Origin of the sequence: Solimonas soli DSM 21787 (assembly GCF_000474945.1) — a bacterium.
In the GTDB taxonomy this organism is placed as follows: Bacteria; Pseudomonadota; Gammaproteobacteria; order Nevskiales; family Nevskiaceae; genus Solimonas; species Solimonas soli.
Window position 1 is genome coordinate 1 of record NZ_AXDW01000024.1, and the last position, 14,826, is coordinate 14,826.

Here is a 14,826-nt window from a genome sequence, read left to right on the forward strand (position 1 = left end):
GGGAGGAGAGGGCTCGAAGCCGTGCGCCGCACTTTCATCACCGTTCCCCTCCGCCCGCCTGCGGGGGAGGGGCCAGGGGAGGGGGGTGCCGGATCGGGCACCGCGGCGAGCGATGCCCAACTCTCGCCGCTGCATGAAGTCCCTCTAGCCGAGCCCGCCCGATGAGCACCGCACTGCCCGATTTCACCGCCGCCCGCGTCCTCGTCGCCGGTGACGTGATGCTCGACCGCTACTGGATCGGCCCGACCTCGCGCATCTCGCCGGAGGCGCCGGTGCCGGTCGTGCGCATCCGCCGCGACGAGACGCGGCCCGGCGGCGCGGCGAACGTCGCGCTCAACATCGCCAGCCTAGGCGCGCAGGCGCATCTGCTCGGCGTGGTCGGTGACGACGAGGCGGCGCGGCTGCTCGGCGATGAAACGAAGGCGCGCGGCATCGACACGCGCTTCGTGACGACGGCGCAGGCGCCGACCATCACCAAGCTGCGCGTGCTGTCGCGCAATCAGCAGCTGATCCGCCTGGATTTCGAGGAGGAACTGGCCGGCGTCGGCGCGTTCGACGGCGCGTTGCTCGCGGCGCGCTACGCCGAGGCGCTGGCCTCGTGCAGCGTCGTCGTGCTGTCGGACTACGGCAAGGGCACGCTGCGCGACGTCGCCGCGCTGATCGCGGCGGCGCGCGCACAGGGCAAGGCGGTGCTGGTCGATCCGAAAGGCAGCGACTGGCAGCGCTACCGCGGCGCCACGCTGCTGACGCCCAATCTCGGCGAGTTCGAGGCGGTCGCCGGCCGCTGCCGCGACGAGGCCGAGCTGGTGGCCAGGGCCGAGCGGCTGCGCGGTGAGCTGCAGCTCGACGCGCTGCTGATCACGCGCAGCGAGCACGGCATGACGCTGATCGAGCCGGGCCGGCCGGCGCTGCATATTGCCACCGAGGCGCGCGAGGTGTTCGACGTCACCGGCGCCGGCGACACGGTGATCGCCACGCTCGCCGCCGCGCTCGCCGCCGGCAGCCCGCTGGCGAGCGCCTGCCGGCTCGCCAACAGCGCCGCCGGCATCGTCGTCGGCAAGCTCGGCACGGCGAGCGTCACGCGCGACGAACTGCATGCGGCGCTCAGCGGCCGCGACGACGGCGCCGCCGGCGTGGTCGACGAAGAGACGCTGTTGCGCGCCGTGGCGCGCGCGCGCGCGGCCGGCAAGCGCATCGTCATGACCAACGGCGTGTTCGACGTGCTGCACGTCGGCCACGCGCGTTATCTGGAGGATGCGCGGCGGCTCGGCGATCTGCTGATCGTCGCTGTCAACGACGATGCCTCGGTGAAGCGTCTCAAGGGTCCGACCCGGCCGCTCAACACGACGGCCGATCGCATGGCCCTGCTGGCGTCGCTGCGCTGCGTCGACCTGGTCGTGCCGTTCGGCGAGGACACGCCGGCGCGCCTCATCGGCCGCGTGCTGCCGGACCTGCTGGTCAAGGGCGGCGACTATCAGCCCGGGCAGATCGCCGGCTATGACGCCGTCACCGCCAATGGCGGCCGCGTGCTGGTGCTGCCGTTCCACGACGGCTATTCGACGACGAAGCTGATCGGCAAGGCGCGCCAATAGCGCGCGACTTCGGTGTGGCGCGGCTCATGGCGGCACCGCCCGCCCTCACATCGTGAAGCGCGGCGCGCCGTGTTCGAGCGGCAGGCGCAGGCCAAGACACAGAAACGACACCGCGTGGTAAAGGCCGCTCAGCATGATCAGCTCGATCAACTGCTCATCGGCATAGCAGGCGGCGAGCGCGGCCCACAGCGCATCGTCAATGTCGTTCGCGTCATGCAAAGCGTCGACGAGCGCGATCGCGAGTCTTTCCTCACGGGTCCAGGCCGGCGAGCGTACAGGCACTTCCAAGGTTGCCGCGCGTTCCGCCGCCGTCCATCCGGACGCCTCGCCGTATGCCGCCACGTGCACACCCCATTCGTATTCGGCACCGCAGCGCGCCGTCGTGCGCAGGATGACGAGTTCGCGCAGGCGCAGCGGAATGCTGCCGCGATCGAGCAGACCGCCCGCCATCATGCGTTCCAGTACGCGCGGATTGCGACCGACGCAGCGGAACAGCAGCAGCGGCGGGGCGCCGCGCATGACGCGGTCGAAGGCGGCCTGGACCGCCGGTGTGTACGGCGCTTCGAGCGGCGCGATGCGCGGCGCGGACATGGCGAATCTCCGGTGCTACGATATTCGTAGCTTACTGCTTCGGAATTCGTAGCGCAATGATCAGTCCTGTCGACAAGCCGGTGCGCGGGTCCCGCTCGGGGCGGCCGATCATGGCCCTGCTCGATCTGCTCGGCCGGCGCTGGACGATGCGTGTGATCTGGGAATTGCGCGAGGCGCCCCTGTCGTTTCGCGCCCTGCAGGCGGCCTGCGCCGGCATGTCGCCCTCGGTGCTCAATCAGCGCCTGGCCGAACTGCGCGAGGCACTGCTCGTCGAGCAGGGCGACGCCGGCTATCAGTTGTCGGCGCTCGGCCGCTCGCTGCTCGAGCAGTTCGCACCTCTCGAACGCTGGGCGCAGGACTGGGCGGCCGCGCGTCGGCGCGGCAGCTGACGGGCGACGCCGAGAACTCCATCACCATCGGTGCGCCGCCGCCGTAGCATGCTCGCCGGCACGCGAACAGAAAGGAGAGCGTCATGGCCAAGCCGCGCGCGAAGCGGAAGATCCACGAGCCCGCGGCAGCGGTCAGCCCGGAAACCGTGCAGGCGCAGCGCGCGGCGCGCGCGCCGACCGCGCTGAACACGCGGCTGTTCGATGCGCGCCCGGACCGTCTCGATTTCCGCGATCTCCCGTACCGGCCGCCGCTGCGTTCGCTGCCGCCTTCGTTTCCGGACGACGGCACGGTCGCCAAGCTGCTGCCCGGCTATGTGCGCGCCGGCCTGGTGCTCAACCAGGGCAACGAGGGCGCCTGCACCGGCTTCGGCCTCGCCTGCGTCGCCAACTATCTGCTGTGGCGGCGTCATGTCATGCAGGCGCGGCGCATCCGCTTCCTGCCGGTCAGCCCGCGCATGTTCTACGAGCTGGCGCGCCGCTACGACGAGTGGCCGGGCGAGCGCTACGACGGCTCCAGCTGTCGCGGTGCGCTGAAGGGCTGGCACAAGCACGGCGTCTGCGCCGAGGCACTGTGGCCCTATGCCTTCGGCGATGACGGCAAGCCGGTGTTCGTGCCGCCGGAGAAGGGCTGGGAGCTCGACGCGGCGACGCGCACGCTCGGCGTCTATTACCGCGTCGACAAGGCCTCGGTCGTCGATCTGCAGGCGGCGATCGCCGAGATCGGCGCGGTGTACGTCTCGTGCCAGGTGCACGACGGCTGGGACACGCTGGCCAAGGCGCGCGCGCAGCCGGCGCCGCGCAGCCATCGCGATCTGCTGCGCGCCGAAATCCCGCCGCCGAAGAATCCGGGCAAGCTCGGCGGGCACGCCTTCGCGCTGGTCGGCTACAACGAACGCGGCTTCGTCGTGCAGAACTCCTGGGGCGCCGGCTGGGGCGCCGGCGGCTTCGCCCTGCTGCCGTACGAAGACTGGATCGCGCATGCCACCGATGCCTGGGCCTGTGCGCTCGGTGTGCCGGTGCTGCCGTCGAAAGCGCGTCTGGCCGGCCTGCGCTGGCCGGTGCCGGGCGGGCAGTCGCTCGGCGTGCTCGATCCGGCGACGCGCACGCCGGACAATCCGGCCGACGATCCCTGGCCGGTCGATCATGCCTATGCGTTCAAGGCCTACGAGCCGTGGAGCACGGCGCAGGCCTACGCCCACACACTGGTCAGCGGCAACGACGGTCGCGTCGTGGTGCGCGATTTCGAACAGGGCGTCGACGCCGATGCCGGCCGCTACGTGAGCGAAATCGCCTGCGAGGCGCCGTGGCGTGCGTTCCGCGCCGGGCGCGGCACGCCGCCGACGCTGGTGATCTACGCGCACGGCGGTCTCAACGGCGAGGAGGCGTCGATCCGCCGCATCCGCGCCATGGCGCCGCACTTCGCGGCGAACGGCATCTATCCGCTGTTCCTGACCTGGCGCACCGGCGCCGGCGAGACGCTCTACGACATCGTCGAGGACTGGGCGCGCAAGGCGGTCGGCAGCGATGCCGAACGCGCCGCCGGCGTGCTCGCGGCGATCGGCGACGTGCGCGATCGTGCGGTCGAGGTCTTCGCGCGCCTGTTCGGGCGCGGCGTGTGGGGCGAGATGCGCGAGAACGCGGCGCTCGGCATGGCGCCGGGCCACGGCCTCGATCTGCTCGCGCAGCGCCTGCTCGAACTCGCGCGGCGCTGCCGCAAGGCCGGCACGCCGCTGCGCCTGCATCTGGTCGGCCATTCCGCCGGGTCGATCCTGCTCGGGCATCTGCTCCAGCGGCTCAACGGACTCGACGCGGCCGGCGGCGGCCTCGCCGTGCGCAGCTGCAGCCTGTACGCGGCGGCCTGTTCGGTGCGCTTCGCCGTGCAGCGCTATCTCGCCGCCGACGACAGCGGCCTGCTGCCGCTGCGCAATCTGTTCCTCTACCACCTGTCGGATCGCAACGAGAAAGCCGACGCGCTGCCCTCGCCGAAAGCGCCGGCTTACGGCAAGTCGCTGCTCTATCTCGTGTCGCGCGCGCTCGACGACGTGCGCAAGATGCCGCTGCTCGGCATGGAGCGCGCGCTCGATCCCGCCTACGCGCACAGCGTCGACCATTGGGCCGAGGAGGAACTGCCGTTCGTCCAGCAATGGCAGGCGCGCTGGCCGGCGGCGCAGGGGCAGATCATCACGGATCCGACCGTGCGCACCACGGCGCACGACAACCGCATCCAGGCGACGCACGGCTCCTTCGACAACAATCTCGAGGTGATCGGCGAAACGATCCGTCGCATCCGCGGCGCGCCGCTGGTGGCGCCGCTGGAATGGCTGGATTACTGAACGGGCCGGCGGCTCAAGTTCCGCCTCAAGTTCCGCGCCGGCCGGCCGCTAGCGGAGAGGCCCGCCCGGAATCGCTCATGGTCCTGCAGGAACGCTTTCACCGCATCGTCGTCGACGCGCTGGCGCATGATCGCCTCGTGCTGCCGACGCTGCCCGAGGTCGCCATGCACGTGCGCCAGCTGGTGCAGCGCGAGGACGTCTCGGCGGCGACGCTGGCCGGCGTGATCGAGAAGGATCCGGCGCTCGCCGTGCGCCTGATCCGCGTCGCCAACAGCGCCGCGCAGCGCGGCGGACGCCGCGTCGAGAACGTGCGCCAGGCGGTGACGCGCCTCGGCTTCGACTACACGCGCCTGCTGGTGTCGGGGCTGGCCATCGAGCAGATGTTCGCGCGCGGCGCGCCCTGGCTCGAGGCGCGCCTGCGGCGCTCGTGGCGGCGCAGCGTCGACGTCGCGGCCGCGGCGCAGGTGCTGGCCGCCGAATGCACGCTGCTCCATCCGGAGATGGCGATGCTCGCCGGCCTGATCCACGACATCGGCGTGCTGCCGATCCTGCGGCTCGCCGAAACCCATCAGGCAGCGATCGACGACGAGCGCGAACTGGACGACGTGCTCGACGTGCTGGCGCCGCGCATCGGCCGCCTGGTGCTGCAGGCCTGGCATTTCCCCGAGGAACTGTGCGGCGTACCGGAGCAGTGGCGCGACTTCGGCCACGCCCACGACGGCGCGCCGCTGTACGCCGACGTGGTGCGCATCGCCGTGCTGCAGAGCGATGTCGGCCGCGAAAAACCCTACGCGGCGATCGACCGCGCCGCCGTGCCGGCCTATCGCAAGCTCGATGTGAATCCGCAGGTCGAGGTGCTCAAGATGAAGGGCTACGCGGCGCTGCTCGAGAGCGGGCAGCCGGCCGCCGCGTAGGGCGCCGCGCGGCAAAAAAGCCGGCGGCATCGCCACCGGGCCTTTCTTGCGGCCGCGCGCTCAGGGCGCGGCTTTCAGCTGCGCCTCGCGGATGCTCTTGAACTCCGAGCCGCCCTTCCACGTCGGCCATTCGCTGCCGTTGGCGACGGCGTAGCCGGTCTCGAACAGCAGCTGCATGTCCTGCGCGCCGCCGGACAGATCCCAGTCCGCTTTCACCTCGTCCGAGGGCTTGTGGTAGTCGTTCGCGGTGTAGGCGTCGCGCTTGGCGCGGCCGTAGCCGTCCGGCTTGCCGATGACCTCGGTGCCGCGCTCGACGTACAGCGCCGGCACGCCCTGCTTGGCGAACTCGAACTGGTCGGAGCGGTAGTAATGGCCTTTCTCCGGCTCGGTGTCGGCGACCACCACGCGGCCCTGCCGGGCGGCATACCCGGCGAACACATCCTCCAGCGTGTTCTGCCCGTAGCCGATCACGTTGATGTCGCGCGTCCTGCCCCAGGTGTTGAGCACGTCGGTGTTGAAATTGGCGAGCGTCCGGGTCAGCGGGTAGAGCGGATGCGTGGCGTAGTGCTGCGAGCCGAGCAGGCCCTGCTCCTCGGCGGTGACCGAAAGGAACAGCACCGAACGCTTCGGCGGCGCCGGCAGCGCCTTGTAGGCCTTGGCGATGGCGATCAGGCCGGCGGTGCCGGAGGCGTTGTCGGCGGCGCCGTTGAAGATCGGGTCGGGCAGGCCGTCCTGGCGGCCGAGGTGATCCCAGTGCGCGGTGTAGACGATGTATTCGTTTTTCAGCGCCGGGTCGCTGCCTTCGAGCCTGGCGATGACGTTGTGCGACTGCACTTCGCGGATCTTGTTGTCGATCGTGCAGCTGGCCCTGGCCCTGAGCGGGATCGGCTTGAAGTCCTTCGACAACGCCGCTTTCTTCAGATGATCGAAGTCATAGCCGGCGGCGGCGAACAATTCCTTGGCGCGGTCGAGCGTGATCCACGACTGCACCGGCACGCGGCCCATGTTGCGGTCGTCGGACTTCAGGCTGAACTGCTCGCCGCCCCAGCTGTTCTGCACCACTTCCCAGGGATACGCGGCGGGCCTGGTCTCATGGACGATGATCGCCGCCGCGGCGCCGAGCCTGGAGGCGATCTCGTACTTGTAGGTCCAGCGGCCGTAGTAGGTCATCGCCTCGCCCTTGAACATGCCGGGGTCGAGGCGCGCCGGATCGTTCGGGTCCGGGATCGCCGGATCGTTGATGAGCATGACCAGGGTCTTGCCCTTCACGCTGAGGCCCTTGTAATCGTCCCAGCCGTACTCCGGCGCCTGCACGCCGTAACCGACGAAGACGATGTCGGAGTCGCGGACCTTCACCTGCGGCACGACGCGCTGCGTGGCGGCGACGAAATCGCTGCCCGGCTTCAGCTTCAGCGTCTTGCCGCCGACCTTGAGCGTCATCGTCGGCGTGCCGGTGATGCCGACCAGCGGCACGTTCTGCACGAACGTGCCGTCCGGATTGCCGGGCGCGAGACCGAGCGCCTGGAACTGCTCCGTCAGGTAGGCGACGGTCTTGTCCTCGCCCGGCGTGCCGGGCAGGCGGCCTTCGAAGGCGTCCGAGGCCAGCACCTTGGTGTGCTGCAGGATCAGCTCGGGCGCGATGGCCTGCGCGGCCGCGATCTCGGGCGCCGGGAGCGCCGCGACCGGCGCCGCGGCGCTCGGCGCTGGCGGCGGTGCGGCGCAGGCGGCGAGGGCGCCGAGCGCCGCGAGGCATAGGGTGAGCGGGAAGGTCTTCATGTCAGCTCCGTTGCCGTCGAGTTCTCAGTCGCCGATCCAGCGCTGCAGCCATGCCTGCACGGTGTCGTGCCACTGCACGCTGTTCTGCGGCTTGAGCACCCAGTGATTCTCGTCCGGGAACACCAGCAGCTGCGAGGGAATGCCGCGGCGCTGCAGGGCGGTGAAGGCGGCGATGCCCTGCTCGACCGGGATGCGATAGTCCTTCTCGCTGTGCACGATCAGCATCGGCGTCTTCCAGTTCTGCACGAAGTTCACCGGATTGCTCTGCTCGTAGGCCTGCGGATTCACGAAGTACGGCGCGCCGTGCTCCCACTCGTCGAACCACAGCTCCTCGGTCGAGTAGTACATGGTGCGCGCGTCGAACACGCCGTCGTGGTTGACGATGCACTTGAAGGCATCCGGCCAGTTGCCGGCGATCCAGTTCATCATGTAGCCGCCGTAGCTGGCGCCGAGCGCCGCGGCCTTGGTGCCGTCGAGGAAATCGTAGGTCTTCAGCGCGTAGGCCCAGCCTTTCTGCAGGTCCTCGAGCGGCTTGCCGCCCCAGTCCCTGGAGATCGCGTCGGTGAAGGCCTGGCCGTAGCCGGTCGAGCCATGGAAGTCGATGAAGACGACGGCATAGCCCATGCCGGCGAACACCGCCGGATTCCAGCGGTAGTGCCAGTCGTTCGCCATGCTGCCCTGCGGGCCGCCGTGCACGATGAAGGCGACCGGGTACTTCCTGCCGGCCTTGTAATTCCACGGCTTCATCACATAGCCGTGGACGGTCTCCTGGTTCCAGCCGGCGAACTTGAACTGCTCGTAGGCGCCGAACTGCACGTTCTTCAGGCGCTCGGCGTTGACCTGCGTGAGCTGCAGCGGCTTGGCGCCATTCGCCGGATCGGCGCGGTAGAAATCGGCCGGCGCGTTGAGGCTGTCGAGCGCGTAGACCAGGGTGTCGCCGCTGACATCGAAGCCGCTGACGTGGCCGTCACCGCTCAGCGCCCTGACGGCGCCGCCGGCGACGTCGATCGCGAACAGGCGGTGCTGGCCGAGATCGTCGGCGTGCGTGTAGAGCGTCTTGCCGTCGGCGGAGAAGGCCAGTGCGTCGGCCGAGCGGTCCCAGTTCGGCGCCACTTCGCGCACGCTGCCGGTCTTCAGGTCGCGCAGCATGATGGCGAGGCGGTCGGCCTCGAAGGTCGGACGCTTCATGGCGCGGTAGGCCAGGTACCTGCCGTCCGGCGAGTAGACCGGGCCGATGTCGGTCGCCTCGTTCGAGGCCGTGAGGTTCACCGGCCTGGCGCTGCCGTCGGCCGGCACCTGCCAGAGATCGAGATTGGTGCTCCAGGCTTCGCTGCGGCCGGCGATGCGCGCGGTGAACACGACGGTCTTGCCGTCCGGCGAGAAGGTGTACTCGGAATCGTCGCCGAACGGCTTGCTCGGCACATCGCCGTCGATGTCGCGGCTGAGCAGAGTCGTCGCGCCGAGCGTGCCGTCGGCACCGACCCTGGCGGCGAACAGCTGCGAGCGGCTGCCGTTCGACCAGGTGTCCCAGTGACGGACGAACAGCTTGTCGAACAGCATGCCGGTGTTCTTCTGCGCGGCGAGCGCGTCGAACTTCTTCTTGCTGGCCGCGATGTCACCCTTGTCCTCGGTGAAGACGTCGAGCGAGAAGGCGATGCGCTGGCCGTCCGGCGACAGCACGAAGTTGTTGACCTCGAGCGGCAGATCGGAAACCTGCCGGGCCTCGCCGCCCTGCATCGGCAGGCGCCAGATCTGCTGGCTGCCGCCGCGCGCCGAGAGGAAGTACAGCGAGCGGCCGTCGGCGGACCAGCGCGGCGTGTCGTTCGAGATCCTGCCCGACGTCAGCGCGCGCGCCTGCCGGGTCGCGAGATCCATCAGCCAGATCTGCGTGATGCCCTTGTTGGCCTCGTAGTCGGTCGTGCGCAAGGTGTAGGCGAGCTGCTTGCCGTCCGGCGACAGGCGCGGGTCGGAAACGCGCTCGAGCATGACGAGATCGCGTGCGGTGATCGGCTGGGGCTTCATGGAAGGCGCGGCGACGGTGGAGAGCGACATCGTGGCGAGCAGCGCGCCGGCAAGCAATCGGGACATGGAAGCTCCGTGAGTCCGCCGCGTCTGGGGTGCGGCTTGAGGCAGGTGGCGATAGTAAACGCTGGCGTCGCGCCGGCACTGAGGAAAATCCCTTAACCACGGCTTCCGCCGATTTCACAGAACGGATTCGTATGGAGCTGTGCGAAATCTGTATGAATCCGTGAAATCTGTGGTTAGGCTTTTGCATGAACCGACCCGATCCGACTGCCGATTCCGGCACCTTCCTCGGCCATCCGAAAGGCCTCTACGTCTGTTTCCTGACCGAGATGTGGGAGCGCTTTTCGTTCTACGGCATGAAGGCGCTGCTGCTGCTGTACTTCATCAAGTACCACCGCTTCAGCGACGAACTCGGCTACAACCTGATCGGCGCCTACGGCGGGCTCGTCTACGCGGCGCCGGTGTTCGGCGGCATGGTCGCCGATCGCTGGCTCGGCATGCGCAAGAGCATCCTGCTCGGCGGCGTGCTGCTCTGCCTCGGTCATTTCGCGATGGCGATCGAAGGCCATCCGGCGCGCATCGTCGAGGGCCGCATCGTGCGCGACGCGGCGGCGCTGCAGGTCTTCTACTTCGCGCTGGCGCTGATCATCGTCGGCGTCGGCTTTCTCAAGGCCAATGTCTCGACGCTGGTCGGCCGGCTCTACGACGAACACGATCCGCGCCGCGAAGCCGGCTTCTCGATCTACTACGCCGGCATCAACGTCGGCGGCCTGTTCTCCGGCGTCGCCTGCGGCTGGCTGGCCGACACCTACGGCTGGAGTTATGGCTTCGGCGCGGCCGGCGTCGGCATGTTGTTCGGCCTGCTCAGTTTCGTGCTCGGCCAGCGCCATCTGCTCGGCCGCGCCGAGGCGCCGCAGCCGCGGCGCTTGCGCGAGCGATGGTTCGCCGGCATGTCGCGCGAATGGTGGATCTATCTGGCGACGCTCGGCGGTGTCGTCGTCGCCTGGCAGCTGATGCAGCGTCACTCGCTGATGCTGCGGATCGCCGGCCTGCCGGAGATGAGCGCGGTGCTGTGGGGCATGCATGCCATCGCCGCCGCGCTGCTGGCGTGGATCGCCTGGTTCCTCGTCGCGCGCTGCAAGCGCCGGCAACGGCAGCAGATGCTGGTGCTGCTCGTGCTCATCGTCTGCTGCCTGATCTTCTTCACGCTCTACGAGCAGACCTACGGCTCCTGGGTGCTGTTCTCCGACCGCGTGATGAACCGCGACACCGACTGGTTCGGCTGGCATTACCAGTGGACCGCCGAGCAGCTGACCTCGCTCGGCTCGCTGTTCATTCTCGTGCTCGCGCCGCTGTGCGCCTGGCTGTGGCCCTGGCTCGACCGCCGCGGGCTCAATCCGGGCAAGCCGATGAAGTCGGCGCTCGGCCTGATCGTCGCCGGCCTGTCGTTCGTGGTGCTGGTGTGGAGCACGCGCCATCCGCAGGCCAACGGTCTCACGGCGTTCTGGTGGTTCGTGTTCGCCTACTTCGTCCTGGAGGTCGGCGAGATGCTGTTGTCGCCGATCGGCCTCGCCGCGGTGACGGAGCTGTCGGTCGCAAGCGTGGTCGGCGTGATGATGGGCGCGTGGTGGCTCGGTACGGCGTACTCCGAGGTGCTCGCCGCCGCGCTCGGCAAGCTGTCGGCGCTCGACGTGCCGCAAGACGGCGCGATCATCGTCGCCGACGCCCTGGCCCGATACGACGCGCTGTTCGTCTGGTCGGCGAAGATCGGTGTCGGTGCCGGTCTCGTCATGCTCGCGCTCGTGCCGCTGCTCAAGCGCGGCATGCACGGCGTCCGGTAGGGCGCGTCAACGCGATGGCGCTTCAGTGCGGCGATTTGCGGCGCCGCCACAGCGCCGCGATGGCAAGCGGGCTGAGCAGTATGCCGAGTGCGCCGCCACCATCGCTTCCGCCTGAACCCGTCGTGCTGCCGCCCGTGGTCGATCCGCCGGTTGCCGCACCGTTGCAGTCGACCGCACTCGCCCTGCCGGGGTCCTTGCCGTCGAGACTCGTACAACCGCTGCTGCCGGCGAGTGCGGTCTGAAGCGTCGTGCCGGTACTGCTGGCTGCCGTCCAGGCACGGTCGAGACGTGCGAAGTAGTCGGGCTCGCCATTGCCCTGAGTCGGCGCGTCAGGATCACATGCCCCGTTGCCGCCGGACAAGGTGCCGACGATGCGCTTGTTCTGGTTCAGCAGTCCGGAGCCCGATGAACCGCCCTCCGTCGTGGCGGTCGACCAGTGCACCTCCCAGGTGTCGGCTTTGAAGCCTTGTGCGCAGCTCGTATCACTGTCGACGTCGGTGAAGCAGATGTCGTCCGCCGTCGTAGCGGTCTGCGTGTACAGGCTGATTTTCTTGTCGTCGCCGGCGGGATGGTGAATGACGGCGCCGGACGTTGGTGCCGTAGGGCTCACTTCCCATCCGTCGTAGTGGACGTTGTAGCTCGACGGTGGAGCGCTGGCGAGCTCGAACAGCAAAAAGTCCGTGACGCTCTTGCCGCTGGTACCGGAGAGCAAGGTCTTGCCGTGGATATTCTGCGTGACCGTTCCTGCCGTGCCGAGCGAGCATGCGGAGCGCTGAACGTTGAAGTAAGCAATCGTCTCCGTGACATTGTCGCCCCGACAGTGGTTCGCGGTGAGAACCAGTGCGCGGTCATCCTGGGCGGTGTTGTTGACCAGTGATCCCGAACAGAAAAAGCCCTCGCCGTCGATGATGACGGTCAGCAGCACGGTCGAGCGAATCTCGTCGCGATATGCGTTCCCGGCGGGGCAGGCGACGTTGATCTCGCACGCACCCGATTTGCCGGTGGCGCCTGGATAGCCCTTGGCCGCCGGGGTGCTGAAGTCACGGAACGCGTGGAATGCGCGCGCGGCGTGCAAAGAGAATGCCGATTTAACGTCGGTCGGCATGCGCGCTTCGAGTACGACTTCGTCACCGCGCGCAATCGGCGTGACGAAGCTGCCATTGTCGGCACTCGTGTATGGGCCCTGCACGTCGGCGCCGGCGCTGCCGTACAGGTAGAGTGCGGCGCCGGGCGGCAGCTGCAGCGAATCGAATGCGAAGCTGAGCGATTTTGCGCCGCTGGAGCCCACGCGCAGGCGCCAGCGCGCGATACCTGCTTCCGGCTGGTCCCAGGTGCCGCGACTCGTTCCGATGGCAAGGGGGGTGCCGACCGCGAACTGCAGCGGCCGGTGCTTTGCTTCGATCACGGCTGCCTTTACGGTGACAGGCGACAGCTCGACGAGCGCGACACCGGCGAGATCGTCGAGCGTCGGCGTGTAGGCATGGGCCAGACCGCAACACAGCAGTGACACGAACGTGATGAGGGCACGCACCGATCGATCCCCGAAAAGATGGCGAGCAACTGTAGCGGTTCGTCGCGACCGAGTTGTTTCCAATTGTCAGGCCGTGACGGCCGTCGGCGCTCAGGCGGTGGGCGGCGGTGGTTCGGCGGCGTCGATCAGCCGCAGGGCGGTGCCGTCGCCGAGCCGCAGCGCCGCCTCGCGCGCGCCGAGCTGCAGGACCACGCTGGCCAGCGCGCCATGGTCGTCGGCGACGGCATCGATGATTTCGCCGACCGCCTGCGTCTCGCCGGCCGCCAGCACGTCGCTGCCCGGCGCCGGCGGCGGGCCGTCGATGCGGGCGACGAACAGCCGCCGCTTGAGCTGGCCGAGATAATGCAGGCGCGCGACGATTTCCTGGCCGGTGTAGCAGCCCTTGCTGAAACTGATGCCATCCAGCAGATCGAGATTGGCCATCTGCGCGACGAAGTGATCGCGTGTTTCGGGCAGCACGAGCGGAATGCCGCCTTCGATGTCGGCGCGGCGCCACTGCGTGCCTTCGGCTTGCCGCAACGACGCTGGAATCTGCGGGCGCAGCGCGGCGATCGTCTCGCGTGAAGCGACGAGGCTGTAGCGCGGCCGCGCGCCGAGGCGGCGCACGACGGCGATGCCGCGCGCGTCGCGCGCGCACTGCAGCGGCGCCTGCGGCGCCGGCAGCCGCAGCGACGCCAGCAGCGCCGCCGCGTCGTCGCCGATCACGGCGAGCGCGTCGAGATCGTCGGCCCGGGCGAGCGTCACTTTCGAGCGCAGCACGAACAGCTTCAGCCGCGCTAGGGTCGCGTCGGCGATCGCGCGATGCAGCTCGATCAGGATGTCGTCGCCGGCGCGCAGCAGCGTGAGGACCGCGAGCATGCGGCCCTTCGGGCTGTTGTAGCTCGACAGCTGCGCCTGATGCTCGCTCAGCCTGCGCACGTCGTTGCTGAGCTGGCCCTGCAGGAAGGCATCGGCGTCGTCGCCGCCGACGCGCAGCCAGACACGTTCGGTGCTGTCGGTGACGAGCAGTTCGGGGGACAGCGTCATGGTCAAAAATGCTCCGCCTGCCGCGGTTTCCGGCATCGCGGCATGTCCGGACGACATACCTTCGTTGCGGGACCAGCGGGAAATTTGTCACACTATTATGGATGCATTGCTCGCATCCCCGGATGCACACCACGCATTTACGCGATGTCCCTCATGCCCGAAGATCCGCCAGCCGAGCCCGTGAAGTCCACGGAGACCGTTGCGCTCGCTGAGCTCTTGCGGCAGAACCCGCCGGAAACGGCGGTGCCCCCGGCAACGGCGCCGGTCCGGGAGATCGGCGGTCGCCGCGACGGCCCCGAGCCGACGCGCTACGGCGATTGGGAAAAGAACGGGCGTTGCATCGATTTCTGATCGTCTCGCGCCGCACACACGTCGCACCTCACGTCCCGAAGGGAGCCGGAATGACTACGAAAACACCCGCGCAAAGTCGCCCCTTGTCGCCGTTCATGCTGGGGCAGTACTACCGCTTCCAGTGGACCTCGCTGCTCAGCTTCGGCCACCGCATCACCGGCATCGGCCTGACCTTCGGCACCGCGCTGGTCGCGCTGTGGCTGATCGCGCTGGCCAGCGGCGTCGACACCTATGGCGCCGTCGCGCCGCATCTCAAGGCCTGGTACGGCCAGGCGCTGATGTTCGCCTGGACCTGGGCGTTGATGTACCACCTGTGCAACGGCATCCGTCACCTGTTCTGGGACATCGGCGTGGGCTTCGAGCTGAAGACCGCGCAGCGTTCGGGCACCTTCGTCGTGCTCGGCTCCATCGTTCTGACCGTGGCCGCCTGGGCGGTTGCGTACATCGCCTGAGGATC

Annotated in this window: 12 protein-coding genes; 7 read left to right on the forward strand and 5 right to left on the reverse strand. The window is 68.8% G+C overall.

All coding sequences use genetic code 11. The annotated features are described in order from the left end of the window. The first annotated feature begins 161 nt into the window (after nt 1-161). Nucleotides 162-1,592 (forward strand): bifunctional D-glycero-beta-D-manno-heptose-7-phosphate kinase/D-glycero-beta-D-manno-heptose 1-phosphate adenylyltransferase HldE, encoded by a 1,431-nt coding sequence (gene hldE, locus K344_RS0111120; protein ID WP_028080726.1) that lies wholly within the window; start codon nt 162-164, stop codon nt 1,590-1,592. Nucleotides 1,593-1,637: 45 nt separating this feature from the next. Here hldE and K344_RS0111125 read toward each other — a convergent pair whose 3' ends face one another. Beyond that, complete coding sequence (locus K344_RS0111125) at nt 1,638-2,183, reverse strand: carboxymuconolactone decarboxylase family protein (RefSeq protein WP_028080727.1); 546 nt, start codon at nt 2,181-2,183, stop codon at nt 1,638-1,640. Nucleotides 2,184-2,239: 56 nt separating this feature from the next. Here K344_RS0111125 and K344_RS0111130 point away from each other — a divergent pair, with 56 nt between their 5' ends. From K344_RS0111130 to K344_RS0111140, 3 genes are all read left to right on the forward strand, one after another. Continuing rightward, nucleotides 2,240-2,572, forward strand: coding sequence for a winged helix-turn-helix transcriptional regulator (locus K344_RS0111130; protein ID WP_028080728.1), 333 nt, complete (start codon nt 2,240-2,242; stop codon nt 2,570-2,572). Between the two features lie 83 nt (nt 2,573-2,655). Further along, nucleotides 2,656-4,905: a C1 family peptidase gene (locus K344_RS21340; RefSeq protein WP_051362147.1), complete on the forward strand. Its 2,250-nt coding sequence runs from the start codon at nt 2,656-2,658 to the stop codon at nt 4,903-4,905. A 77-nt stretch (nt 4,906-4,982) separates the two neighbouring features. Then, the gene (locus tag K344_RS0111140) at nt 4,983-5,819 is read left to right on the forward strand and encodes an HDOD domain-containing protein (RefSeq protein ID WP_051362148.1); all 837 of its coding nucleotides are present in this window, start codon (nt 4,983-4,985) and stop codon (nt 5,817-5,819) included. 60 nt (nt 5,820-5,879) lie between these two features. Here the strand turns inward: K344_RS0111140 and K344_RS21345 are convergent, their stop codons facing one another. Together K344_RS21345 and K344_RS0111150 are read right to left on the reverse strand one after the other, a co-directional pair. Next, on the reverse strand, nt 5,880-7,595 hold the full coding sequence (locus K344_RS21345) for a M28 family metallopeptidase (protein ID WP_043114366.1): 1,716 nt from the start codon (nt 7,593-7,595) through the stop codon (nt 5,880-5,882). A 24-nt stretch (nt 7,596-7,619) separates the two neighbouring features. Beyond that, nucleotides 7,620-9,683, reverse strand: a complete 2,064-nt coding sequence (locus K344_RS0111150) for an alpha/beta hydrolase family protein (RefSeq protein WP_043114368.1) — start codon at nt 9,681-9,683, stop codon at nt 7,620-7,622. A gap of 185 nt (nt 9,684-9,868) precedes the next feature. Between K344_RS0111150 and K344_RS0111155 the strand changes: the two genes are divergently transcribed. Continuing rightward, nucleotides 9,869-11,461, forward strand: coding sequence for a peptide MFS transporter (locus tag K344_RS0111155; protein WP_028080731.1), 1,593 nt, complete (start codon nt 9,869-9,871; stop codon nt 11,459-11,461). Between the two features lie 22 nt (nt 11,462-11,483). On the opposite strand, the gene K344_RS0111160 is transcribed toward K344_RS0111155, so the two are convergent. Both K344_RS0111160 and ygfZ read right to left on the reverse strand, forming a co-directional pair. Then, nucleotides 11,484-12,992 (reverse strand): trypsin-like serine peptidase, encoded by a 1,509-nt coding sequence (locus K344_RS0111160; RefSeq protein WP_028080732.1) that lies wholly within the window; start codon nt 12,990-12,992, stop codon nt 11,484-11,486. A 90-nt stretch (nt 12,993-13,082) separates the two neighbouring features. Further along, nucleotides 13,083-14,018: a CAF17-like 4Fe-4S cluster assembly/insertion protein YgfZ gene (ygfZ, locus tag K344_RS21350; RefSeq protein WP_051362149.1), complete on the reverse strand. Its 936-nt coding sequence runs from the start codon at nt 14,016-14,018 to the stop codon at nt 13,083-13,085. Between the two features lie 144 nt (nt 14,019-14,162). Here ygfZ and K344_RS24440 point away from each other — a divergent pair, with 144 nt between their 5' ends. Together K344_RS24440 and sdhC are read left to right on the forward strand one after the other, a co-directional pair. Further along, nucleotides 14,163-14,369 (forward strand): DUF1674 domain-containing protein, encoded by a 207-nt coding sequence (locus tag K344_RS24440; protein WP_043114370.1) that lies wholly within the window; start codon nt 14,163-14,165, stop codon nt 14,367-14,369. Between the two features lie 50 nt (nt 14,370-14,419). Then, nucleotides 14,420-14,821: a succinate dehydrogenase, cytochrome b556 subunit gene (gene sdhC / locus K344_RS0111175; RefSeq protein WP_028080733.1), complete on the forward strand. Its 402-nt coding sequence runs from the start codon at nt 14,420-14,422 to the stop codon at nt 14,819-14,821. The last annotated feature ends 5 nt before the right edge of the window (nt 14,822-14,826 follow it).

Coding starts and splice junctions, on each gene's coding strand:
- hldE (WP_028080726.1), top strand. CDS start 162: ATGAGCACCGCACTGCCCGATTTCACCGCCGCCCGCGTCCTCGTCGCC.
- K344_RS0111130 (WP_028080728.1), top strand. CDS start 2,240: ATGATCAGTCCTGTCGACAAGCCGGTGCGCGGGTCCCGCTCGGGGCGG.
- K344_RS24440 (WP_043114370.1), top strand. CDS start 14,163: ATGTCCCTCATGCCCGAAGATCCGCCAGCCGAGCCCGTGAAGTCCACG.
- ygfZ (WP_051362149.1), bottom strand. CDS start 14,018: ATGACGCTGTCCCCCGAACTGCTCGTCACCGACAGCACCGAACGTGTC.
- K344_RS0111150 (WP_043114368.1), bottom strand. CDS start 9,683: ATGTCCCGATTGCTTGCCGGCGCGCTGCTCGCCACGATGTCGCTCTCC.
- K344_RS0111155 (WP_028080731.1), top strand. CDS start 9,869: ATGAACCGACCCGATCCGACTGCCGATTCCGGCACCTTCCTCGGCCAT.
- K344_RS0111140 (WP_051362148.1), top strand. CDS start 4,983: ATGGTCCTGCAGGAACGCTTTCACCGCATCGTCGTCGACGCGCTGGCG.
- K344_RS0111125 (WP_028080727.1), bottom strand. CDS start 2,183: ATGTCCGCGCCGCGCATCGCGCCGCTCGAAGCGCCGTACACACCGGCG.
- K344_RS21340 (WP_051362147.1), top strand. CDS start 2,656: ATGGCCAAGCCGCGCGCGAAGCGGAAGATCCACGAGCCCGCGGCAGCG.
- sdhC (WP_028080733.1), top strand. CDS start 14,420: ATGACTACGAAAACACCCGCGCAAAGTCGCCCCTTGTCGCCGTTCATG.
- K344_RS21345 (WP_043114366.1), bottom strand. CDS start 7,595: ATGAAGACCTTCCCGCTCACCCTATGCCTCGCGGCGCTCGGCGCCCTC.